This window comes from Nocardia sp. CY41 (assembly GCF_009829325.1).
In the GTDB taxonomy this organism is placed as follows: domain Bacteria; phylum Actinomycetota; class Actinomycetes; order Mycobacteriales; family Mycobacteriaceae; genus Nocardia.
This window is the reverse complement of the sequence record NZ_VUOS01000064.1, coordinates 1-10,318: the sequence shown is the minus strand read 5'-3', so window position 1 is coordinate 10,318 and position 10,318 is coordinate 1. Positions and strand designations below refer to the sequence as shown.

6 protein-coding genes and 2 pseudogenes are annotated in these 10,318 nt (G+C 60.1%); 3 read left to right on the top strand and 5 right to left on the bottom strand.

Features of this window, described 5'->3' with window-relative positions:
- Positions 1-381: 381 nt before the first annotated feature.
- On the bottom strand, positions 382-3,288 hold the full coding sequence (locus GVY64_RS35780; RefSeq protein WP_159850977.1) for a helix-turn-helix transcriptional regulator: 2,907 nt from the start codon (positions 3,286-3,288) through the stop codon (positions 382-384).
- Between the two features lie 1,381 nt (positions 3,289-4,669).
- Between GVY64_RS35780 and GVY64_RS39345 the strand changes: the two genes are divergently transcribed.
- The 3 genes from GVY64_RS39345 to GVY64_RS35765 all read left to right on the top strand — a co-directional run bounded on the left by GVY64_RS39345 (position 4,670) and on the right by GVY64_RS35765 (position 7,236).
- A complete protein-coding gene (locus tag GVY64_RS39345; protein ID WP_442939684.1) occupies positions 4,670-5,320 on the top strand; it encodes a helix-turn-helix domain-containing protein in 651 nt (216 codons plus the stop codon).
- Between the two features lie 175 nt (positions 5,321-5,495).
- Positions 5,496-6,764 (top strand): alpha/beta fold hydrolase, encoded by a 1,269-nt coding sequence (locus tag GVY64_RS35770; protein WP_328821057.1) that lies wholly within the window; start codon positions 5,496-5,498, stop codon positions 6,762-6,764.
- A gap of 256 nt (positions 6,765-7,020) precedes the next feature.
- Positions 7,021-7,236: an IS3 family transposase gene (locus GVY64_RS35765; RefSeq protein ID WP_159850971.1), complete on the top strand. Its 216-nt coding sequence runs from the start codon at positions 7,021-7,023 to the stop codon at positions 7,234-7,236.
- A gap of 65 nt (positions 7,237-7,301) precedes the next feature.
- Here GVY64_RS35765 and GVY64_RS35760 read toward each other — a convergent pair.
- The 4 genes and pseudogenes from GVY64_RS35760 to GVY64_RS35745 all read right to left on the bottom strand — a co-directional run bounded on the left by GVY64_RS35760 (position 7,302) and on the right by GVY64_RS35745 (position 10,268).
- Positions 7,302-8,201, bottom strand: a pseudogene (locus tag GVY64_RS35760) (IS5 family transposase).
- Between the two features lie 72 nt (positions 8,202-8,273).
- Positions 8,274-8,711 carry a hypothetical protein gene (locus GVY64_RS35755; RefSeq protein WP_159850969.1) on the bottom strand — a complete coding sequence of 146 codons (438 nt, stop codon included), beginning with the start codon at positions 8,709-8,711 and terminating at the stop codon, positions 8,274-8,276.
- A 140-nt stretch (positions 8,712-8,851) separates the two neighbouring features.
- Positions 8,852-9,329: pseudogene (locus tag GVY64_RS35750) on the bottom strand (transposase); the annotation flags it as partial.
- A 99-nt stretch (positions 9,330-9,428) separates the two neighbouring features.
- Positions 9,429-10,268, bottom strand: coding sequence for a transposase (locus GVY64_RS35745; protein WP_236567519.1), 840 nt, complete (start codon positions 10,266-10,268; stop codon positions 9,429-9,431).
- Between the last annotated feature and the right edge of the window lie 50 nt (positions 10,269-10,318).

Below are 10,318 nucleotides of genomic sequence, written 5' to 3'. Positions count from 1 at the left end.
AACGCCGCCCTCATCTGCCTGGCCCGGCGACGCTGCGACGTCCTCTACGCGATGCTCAAACACGGCGAACTCTACCGATCACCCACGACCTCAGCGGCTTGACGAACACCATAGGGACACCCCCCACTAGCACGACCATGAAGCGCTACGGCGCAATGCGGAGGTGGCGATCGCCGACCGCGCCTGTTCAGTCAGCAGCGTCGGACCAAACCGCATTCCGGCGCAGAGGTACCAGACCCCGCGGTCCCCGAACACAGGGATCATGTCGTCAGTCGCAAACGTGAGGCGGTGAGAGGCCACCGAGCTCTTCGATGCGGAATCTCGAAAGTCGTAACACCGTTTATCATACCATGCAGGTCGGGTCGTCGCGGTATCGGGTGATTATAAATTCTCAGATGCACGGTGCAGTGCGGCAGCTACTCCCGCCCGAGATGTCACCGCTAGTTTAGCGAAGACGCGCGCCAGGTGCTTTTCCACTGTTTTGGGGCTTATATACAGATCGGCGGCTATATTGCGGTTGGACAGCCCTTGGGCTACGCGCTCGGCGATTTCTCTTTCTCGTTCGGTCAATTCCGATATGTATGGTCCTGTTGCGGCTTGAGGTCGGACACGACGACCGATACCGCGGAGTTCTTTCGCGGCCTCGTCGCGGAGGCGCCCTGCTCCGGTGTCGCAGAATGTCACGTAAGCGAGCTCGAGCTCTTTTATCGCTGCGGCTGTCTCACCGGCGGCGTGTCGGGCACGACCTGCCATCAGATGTGCCCGAGCGCTCCAAATGGGCATTCCAACCTCATCGAAACAGTCTGCGGCGTTGTGCGCCGAGTTGGCAGATGAGAAGAAGTCTCCTGCTGCGAAGGAAATGCAACTGCGAGCTTGATACATGTGGCCTTCCCGGGACTGCAGACCTGTCGCCGAGGCTTCGATGCGCTCCGCGATGGCCTTGGCTTCGCCCAGGCACCCGACTTTCAGTTCCGCCGCGAGCAGCGGCTGATGCCAGAATGGGCGGACCGATGGAGGCAGATCAGACAATTCGGGACCGCCCGCAGACAAGATTGCACGCTTTCCGGCCTCAATGTGTCCTGCCTCGATCAACGCCTGTCCATAAGTGGTGTAAGCCAACCAAGCGAACAAGGCATCAGGTCGGCGCTGTGCAGCTCGTACAGCGGCGCGGCCTGCAACCAGGGCAGTGGTTATGTCGCCGACGAGCGTTGTAGTCCAGCATCGAATCGCTTCGGCGGTGGCGAGGGCTTGGTCGTTGTCGAGAACGTAGGCCGCTTCGACTGCCGCTTCAGAGGATGTCAGTGCGTCGATCAGTCTGCCCTGCAGCAACTTGACAGCGGCGTCTATAAGCAGGAAGCGGCTGAAGAAGTGGTTGTGGCCGGTTGTGCGCGCGACCTGTAGACCGCGCTCGATGTGACTTCCTGCCGCACGAAATCGGTCGGTGACGAATTCCGCGTAAACCAGCTTCACCAACGAGTCGATGAGTATCGGAGAAAGATCGGCGTCGCGTTTGTCGAGTTCGTACGCAGACCGGTCGATCAGCCGGGAGGTCTCCTCTGCATCGCACACATAGCTGGTTGCCCAGGCCAGCCAGGCATCTGCCATCACATGCATCTCGTGATTGCTGAGCCGGTATGCGTGGGCGTGGGCATGCCGGGCTGCGTGGACAGCGTCACCCCACTTGCCCCTCATCAAAAGGTTCTCGGCGAGGATCAGCTGCAAAGGAATTGCACTGGGGCGACCCGCCGATCCTGCTTCCAGGGTACTGGTGATGAGTCGGTGTGCCTGGTCGGCACGCCCCAAACCGTGATCGGCGTGAGCGACCATGGCTACGATGCGAGCCCGCTCACCGGGAGAATCAGCCGCAAGCTGCAGTGCTTGTTCGAGTGCCGCGCGACTGTCGCGGAGCTGACCGCATGAGGCGAGGCACGATGCCTGTGCGATCAGAAGTTCGCGGCGTTTATCTGACGCAATCTCGTCGGGCAGGAGTGCCGTGGCGGCTTCGAACCATCCGGCTGCTGTTGCCGGCGCTCGGTCTGCGGTCGAACGGCCCGCTTCTACCAACGTCGCGATCGCAGTCTCGTCACCTTGCCGGGCGGAGCGCTGAAGGTGATGCGCTCGCGCGCTTGGCGAAGCGCCGCGCCGACACAGTAGCGCTGCAATCTTGCGATGAATGATCAGTCGGCTCGCAGCCGGGGTGTTATCGTAGACAACTCGACGAACAATTGGATGACGAAAGCGGAACGACTTGCTGCCCACTATCGGTTGAATCAGGTCCGCCGCGATGAGTGCGTCAAGGTGGTGTTCTATATCTTCCAGCTCGTCGCCTGCGATATCGCTGACGATGTCGATTTCGAATGGGTCACCGACGATCGAAGCTATCTGTGCTAGATTTGAGACCGGTCGGGAAAGGCGGCTCAAGTCCAAAACGACCGTGTCACGGAGTCGTGACGGTATATCTATCGTGTCTATGACACTGCCTGAGATATTACCGCTGCGCTGATCGCTCGAAAATACAGTCTTAGCGAGTTGTTCTACATAAAACGGGTTGCCTCCGGTGGCACGGTGGAATTCCGCGACGATGGCTGCATCCACCGGCTGTGCCAGCAGTGTGGCTGTTTGAGCGGGGGTCAGTGGAGCGAGTTCCTGTCGGGTCAGTAGGCCCGCGCGGTCGGCCTGCTCCAGCGCGTTGCGCAGAGCGGGTATCAATGGTCGGGGCCGGAAGGCCAGAGCTAGCAGCACGTTGTTTGCCGGCTTGCGAAGCAGATATGCGATCAACTCGACCGACGCGGAGTCGGCCCAATGCACGTCATCGAGTGACAGCAGAACCGGAGCGCTGCGCGTGAGGTGTTCGAGAAGAGACCGCACGGCGCGGTGATATTCATATCGCTCTGCCGCGAGCCGCTGTGATGGCCTCGCGGCGGAGATTTTGGAGATGGCCGGCAGTACAAGTGCCAAGTCTGCGATCGTGTCCGGCCGCAAACCTCGAATAGCTCTGTTCCCGAGCGCTAGAACGTGATCGTTCAAGGCCTCGACAACGAGACCGAATGGGATCGTGTTCTCCAGTTCGGTGGCCCGGCCTTCGACGACTGTGTATCCCGCCGCGGCGGCCCTTCGACCTAGTTCGGCCATGAGCCGGGTCTTACCGATGCCCGCCTCTCCAACGATGGCGACTGCACGGGCGTCACCGTCGGCGGCAGCGATCAGCGCTGCCTCTGCCTCTGCCAACTCCGTGTCCCGGCCCAGCAGCCTGGCTGGCTGATCACTGCTGGATTCGGCGACCTGCATGGAACCTCCGACTCGACGAGCATGATCGCAACGTTCCGACCGGGGCGAAGTCACCCGGGGTTCGCTGCACGACGCTTTCATCATAGGCATTTCCCCCATGTCGGCGCTGTTGGCGGCGTGGAAGGCTACCCCTAGAGTTGAGTCCACCTCGATAGAAGCGTTAGCGGTGCGAAGATCTCGGCTCCAACCGAGTTGTACGGTCAAGAGCAGAGACATGCGGGAAGGAGTCCAGTGGGCTGCAAGCGCTCCAGAGGTGTGGCCTTCTGCATAGCGGTTCTCCGAAGCCGGTTCTGTCGCAGTGGTTTGGTGGCTTCGCATCTCAATGAGGTTCCGCTCAGCTGCAGCCGGATGCAGTCGAGGTGTCTTGAGCCTCGGTAGGCCTGCGGCTGGATCGAAATCGACCGCGGTCACCTGAAGAATGTATATCGCTGGGACTAGATATCGGCATCAAGGTATGGTTGCAGTTGGCGCGTATTATATCCGGTGCAATTGGGGTGATTGAAATCTTCATTCCTAAACGACGCCTCTCTTTTGGGCGAGCCGCAAAGCCTGCCCTCTACATTTCTCAAGATCGCATTCGAGCTGGCAGTACATGTGGCGTGAGCGTTGAATCCGCGACATCCGTGCGGGAATTCGTTCCGCCCGCCACATCGCTGCGAGCAGTAGTGGCCATGCGCCTTGAGGCTAGACCAGATGTCGCAGCTGAATTATATGTGAGAGTTGATTGCTGGCAGGACATCTTCTCTCAAACCATCAAGGCGGCTCATGTAATCGAGCGGGGAGTGAACTGGGTAGACGTCGAGGTGTCTCACCGCACTGCCGGTGTCGTTCCTAATACGTTGGTGTTCATATCGCCGACCTGTATTGGGTTGATGGAGAGTAAACCACTATACCATGGATGGTTCCGTAACGAATTTCGCGCTTGCGACAAAGGCACCGACTACGTGTTGTCGGGCTGGCTGGTCCTCAAAGCTTGGCTTCGTCCAGTTACGCCACTTGTTGCATGGTGGGTGCGTCGGCGAATGGCTGCAGCGATGCGGCAATTTGTCTCTGTACCTTTCGCAGAGGCATGTATACATGCCTCATAAGAAGGTCTACATACCTTGGGGTACATTTCATCGTCGTGCCATCACGACCGGAGCACGCTCCCGAGCATCTTCCTTCGTCTACACCTCCTATCCGCATTGCGACTGCCCACGATATCCATGGATTATGCCCCGACAACGCCCATCGAACCTCGACTCTACTTGTTCGTCGGGCCACCGACTCCTGAGGTCAGTGTCGGCGGTGGCGCCATTAACTGTCATAAGGTTGTACCAGTCACCATGTTGATAATGCAGGGGGGGTAGATGACGAATAATACACTGGCGCGGGGGGGTAGATGACGAATAATACACTGGCGCGAGCGGAGGTTTGTCAGTTGCTCACAATTGAATTCGATAGCCGGGCTGTCCGCGATGCTCGATACGATTGGGATTCCCGGGGCGAGCGCGTGAAGTCAAAGCATAACTGCGTTCCCGCGCTCGATGAGCGTCTCGACCGAGCGCTGCCGACACTGCTTCAGAATCTGCGCACGGCGATTCTACTCGAACCGGAGAAAACATGGTCCTCTGCTGAACTCATTGTCGCAATAGATGCGCTTGCCTGGCGGTCGGAGATGTCGGCCGACCGACCGACAGAATTGCCTCACTCACAAACTCCCCCCGGCCGTGTTTGCTCGGAGTTAAATGACCAACCGCCTGTTACTCTTTGCGCTCCGCAAGAGGTTTCCGTAGGTACTGAATGGGACGTGCTATCGCCGGCCGAGTCCGAAATTGCGATTCTCGCAGCAGCCGGATGGCCTAATAGCGCCATTGCCGCACGCCGCGGCAGTTCCATTCGTACTGTTGATGCTCAGGTGGCCGCAGTGCTCCGCAAGTTGTCCCTGGCGTCACGGCGAGACATAATTTTACACGTCCCTAGGCTGTTTCTTTCCATCGTCGATTTCGAAGCGCGGCGACGGCCTAGGCGACCGGCTGGTTCGAGGCGATGACGCTCAACAAGGTGGTTTGTATGCTTTCCGGAACCAGTATCGCGACCGGCCATGCTCGTTTTGATCTGTCAAACGAGGCGGGCGTCCGACAGCGCACATTCGAAGGGGCTTATTGCCGTCGTGCTCCCGCGCGAAATCGGCAAGGCGAAGAACCTCAGCAGGTGCGGTGATATCCATGCCTTCTACCAGGGCTGTTTCGCAGAGTCTCACCTGGCGGCGGGGCACTGCTTTCGGTGCATTCACTCTGCTTGCATCGCTTGCGGGTATGGTGGCGATGTTCCTCTCAGCCACGGTGACGGACCGCCCAGTACTGTTCTTGGGGACAGGCTGGACTACGTTTGCCTTCGGAATTCTGGCCTCAGGAAGAATCATACCTCGATCGTCGCGGCGCAGAATTACGGCACTTACCATCACAACGCTTACAATTTTTGGCGGTGCTGCGCTGCTCCTACCGGGGCCCCGCCCGGAAACGGAGCTCCCGAACGGCTACAACATCGTCACACTTCCCACCGGTGCTAAACTAGCAGTACTCAAACTCGCTGCCCGGCATTCAACCAGAACGCCGATTATGATCTTGCACGGCGGGCCCGGCGTTCCTGACTTAGCGGCGAATCGGCGCGTGTTCGAGCCGCTCACGCAGTATGGCGCGGATATTTATTTATACGCACAAGTCGGCACCGGAGCCTCGTCACGTTTGGGCGATCCGCAGGGCTACTCTAGAGGACGGGACGTTGCGGATCTCGAAGCACTCCGACAGTCTCTTGGTCTGCATCGAATGATACTTATCGGACATTCTTACGGCGGAGCTGTGGCGGCGCAATATCTTGTGGAAAATTCTGATAAGGTTGCGGCGCTGATTCTCATGTCACCGATGCCATTGGATCCTCGTGACCGAAGTGGCGATAGGGTGATCGACAGGCTCGATATCGCCCAGCGACTGCGCTTATATCGTAGCGTCGCCTTTCCTAGGGCATTGACCGCATATGCATTACTACAGGTAAATCCTCGTGCCGCACATGCCTACTTCTCAGACGAAGAGGCAGATTTTCGGAACGACATTGTGTTGCAAAGAGCCGCCCCGGCCTTGCACTGCAGTGAACCGCACACGAATGAGCCAGTAGAAGGAACCGGCTTCTATGCAGCCCAGTATCCTCAGTCGGCGACAGCTATGGAGCCAGCAGACATGCGTGGCAACTTGGCTGGGATATTAACACCAACATTGATTATCAAAGCCTCCTGCGACTATCTGTCGTGGTCTTCCGCAGTTGATTATAAAAATCGTCTCGTCAATAGTAAGCTGCTATACTTGTCGGGGGCTGGTCACAATATGCATCAGGACAAACCGGAAATCGTCCTTGACACCATCATCGCCTTCCTCGATCAAAAGCCGATTCTGGACCACGCTGACTCGGCAGCTCCGCCGGATTATGAGGGCCCGCCATGACTAGGTCATTACCTCGCCGATTGCGCGCGGATGTGCCTACACCCGAACCGGCCCAGATGACCGGCCATTCAAGGCCTTGGGGCGGTAAGTGGCGCAATGCCGGACGTGATGTTCGCCAGCGATGAAAGCTCACGGCTTTCTAGATTTTATTAATGAGATCCCCGATCGGCATCTGCATACTCGTTTGCTGCATTGGAGCCAGTTGGCCCTACTGGTTCCGCTTTCACCTTGCGCTCTGCGGACGAGAGATAACGCGATGGCCGAAGCGATCAACTCACTGTTCAAGGCCGAGTTGATCCCGAACGACGGGCCCTGGCGCGGGATCGACGACGTCGAGATCGCGGTGGCCGAGTACATCGACTGGTACGACAACCGTCGACTTCACCGAGAGCCCGGCCACGTTCCGCCTGCCGAGTACGAACAACCACACGCCGCGACCGGTCCGGTCACGGCAAACCTCGAAACCAACTAACAAACTCTCCATTCAACCCGGGGCTCGACAGTGGTCCGGGCAACCCGCGCATAGAGGTGAGAGAACTAGGTTGTGTCTGCCAATGACTTGAGCCATTCGATGATCAGGGCCAGGACGACTCCGGCGCGGTAGGTGATGGCCAACTTGTCATAGCGGGTGGCCACCGCACGCCAGTGCTTGGCCTTGTTGAAGGCACGTTCGATGACGTTGCGCCGCTTATAGGTTTCCCAATCGAAATCAGGTGCCCGCCCACCGCGGCGACTTCTGCGTTTGCGGTGGGCGAGTTGGTCGGATCGTTCGGGAATGACGGTGCGGATACGTTTGCGCCGCAGCAAGGCGCGGTTGGCGGCGGATGAGTACGCCTTGTCGGCGATCACGACCTGCGGGTTGCGCCGTGATGGGCCGCCGTCGAGGCGGGGTACTGCGACCGCCTCCATCAACGGCGCGAGCATCGGTGCATCGCCGGCCTGGCCGGATGTGAGCAGCACCGCCAGGCCACGGCCGTGACCGTCGGCGACCAGATGGACTTTGGTCGTCAAACCACCGCGTGAGCGCCCGATAGCGTGGTCAGCAGGTTCATAACCCTGACACCGAGTCGTGTCTGGCGCCCGCGCCGTGCTGGTGCACCCGCACGATCGTGGAGTCGATCGAGGCCACCCAGTCCAGATCACCAGTGGTATCGGCCAGCGCGAGCAGCGCGGTCAGCACTCGATCCCATGTGCCGTCTGCGGCGTAGCGGCGGTGCCGCTTCCATACCGTCTGCCACGGCCCGAACTCCCGAGGTAGGTCCCGCCACGGCGAACTCGTGCGCAACCGGTACAGCATCCCCTCCACTACCAGCCAGTTGTTGTGAAGTTACGACCCACTCGCCCTTCGGATTTCGGCAACAGCAGCTCCAGCAACTCCCACTGCTTGTCCGTCAACACCTGATACCGATCATCCGCCAGCCTCGACACAACCGACATGATGCAACCACCGAGACATCCCGAACACCCTGTTCGGTCGATTGGGAGACAGAACCTAGGCGGCTCGGAGATTCAGTGCTTGACTTCGTGGACGATGGCCTCGGCGCGTACGTGCAGGACCTCGTGCAGAACCATCCGGGACATCGACATGTTCGACAGATGCCCCTGCAACGTGATCACCGCGTGCGCCGCGGCACGACGGCATTCCTGGATCAGCTCGATGAACGCCGGTGGAAGCAATCCGCCCTGCGGCGGCGGTTCGTGGAACACGGTACCCAGCTCGTAGCCGAGAGACCGGGCAGCGGCCCGCAACGTGTCTTCAACCGAATCTCCGTCGCGATCGCCGATCAAGTCATCGCGTAGATACCCGTAGGCAAGAGGTTGTAATGCAGTCATCATAGAAACCAGTTCCGCATCGAAGACCATCGAAGACGGCCCGCCTTCACCGGCTGGATGGAATATGTTCGCCGCAGCGTCGCCGACAACACCGAGGCCCGGCACTCGTGACACCACGTATCCATTGACAACACAACCCGCTGGGCATCGTTGCCCGAAATGCGCACCTTACTGTACGCCGCTACTGACTTTGAGTCAAACTCAATAAAGTCGCGGCGGGTCTATCTCGCTAACGGTGTTTGCGGCGATCTCCATCAGTAGGTTTGGGCGTTGGGCCAGCGGTCGGCGAAGGTGATCGCGAAGGCGTTGACCGCGGGCTTCCAGCGCATCGTCCATCGTGCCCGACCGGCGCCGGTCGGGTCGAGCGAGCGAGTCACCAGATACAGGCATTTCAGGGCGGCTTGCTCGGTGGGGAAAGGACCTCTCGCCTTGATCGCGCGCCGGTAGCCGGCGTTGAGCGACTCGATCGCGTTCGTCGAGCAGATCACCCGCCTGATCTCGAGGTCGTAGTCGAGGAATGGGATGAACTCCTCCGATGCGTTGTTCCACAGGCGGATGATGGCCCCGTATTTCGAGCCCCAGCGTTCGGTCAGCTCGTCGAGCGCTGCCCGGGCCGCGGTGGCGTTCACCGCGGTGGATCGGTTTCACATCCCGGCGCAGCGCGTCCCAGTGCTGGCGGCCGGCCAGCCGGAAGGTGTTGCGGATCAAATGGATGATGCAGACTCCCGCTGTCAACTGGCAGGCTGTCAGCGAGGTCGGAGAGGGTTGGTTCTGATGGCATGACTGCGGCCCGCGTGGCGTCGTGGACACGCGGGTTGCTGAAAGTAGCGGTCAGGCCGCTGCGGCGCTGGAGTGCTTTTCCGGGTTGTAGATGGTGTTGTCCTGCCAGCAGCGCCAGAGAACCCGCCCCCAGCGGGCTCCGACACCACGCAAAGCGCGGTATTTGCCGTGGCCACGGGCTCGAGCTTGCTCATAGGCGTTGGCGGCCCAGTCGGTCTCGCGGGTGGAGACGAAAGCCCACCAGTCGATGGCGTGACGCATTCGATGGTTGCAGGCGTAACGGAACCGGACCTGATGCATGCGCCCAGAGGCGCGCGTGACCGGCGCCAGGCCGGCCTCGGCGAGCAGGACCCGCGCGTCTGGGTAGTGGGAGCGGTCGTCACCCATCTCGGCGATCAATGTGGCCGCGACGACCGGCCCGATGCCCGGGAAGCTGAGGAAAATCGGCGCATCCGGGTGAACATCGAGAAGTTGATCGATCCGTTTATTGCAGGCCCGAATGTGCTGGTTCAGCAACCGCAGCTGCGAGGCGAACAGTTGCGCGGTGAACTGCTTGCCCGCGGTAGTACCCTCCGACGCCGCCAGCAGGTGCGGCTGGAGCCGTTCCACGAGCTGGTCGGTTGGAACTCGACCCGTGTAGCCGTGTCGGCGGCAGAACGCGTCCATCCGCTTGTCTCCGACGCGAGCGGCCTGCGCGGGTGTCGGATAATCGGCGAGGAAGTCCAGGGTGATATCCCGGTCGAGCGTCGAGAACAGGTGCAGCGGCGCAGGATGATACGTGTCGGGAACAGCACGCAGCTGTGACTCGACACTGCGCTGAGACAAGATGATCCGCTCTCGGTCACGGATCACCGCCTTGAGTTCCGCGGTGTCTCGCGACAGCAGCGGCAACGGGCGCCAATGCGTGTACTCATGACGGAGGGTGTCGGCCAGGACGAACG

What these genes read in the sequence shown, in the direction of transcription:
- GVY64_RS35780 (WP_159850977.1), bottom strand. Translation starts at nt 3,288, where the DNA reads ATGCAGGTCGCCGAATCCAGCAGTGATCAGCCAGCCAGGCTGCTGGGC.
- GVY64_RS39345 (WP_442939684.1), top strand. Translation starts at nt 4,670, where the DNA reads ATGACGAATAATACACTGGCGCGAGCGGAGGTTTGTCAGTTGCTCACA.
- GVY64_RS35770 (WP_328821057.1), top strand. Translation starts at nt 5,496, where the DNA reads ATGCCTTCTACCAGGGCTGTTTCGCAGAGTCTCACCTGGCGGCGGGGC.
- GVY64_RS35765 (WP_159850971.1), top strand. Translation starts at nt 7,021, where the DNA reads ATGGCCGAAGCGATCAACTCACTGTTCAAGGCCGAGTTGATCCCGAAC.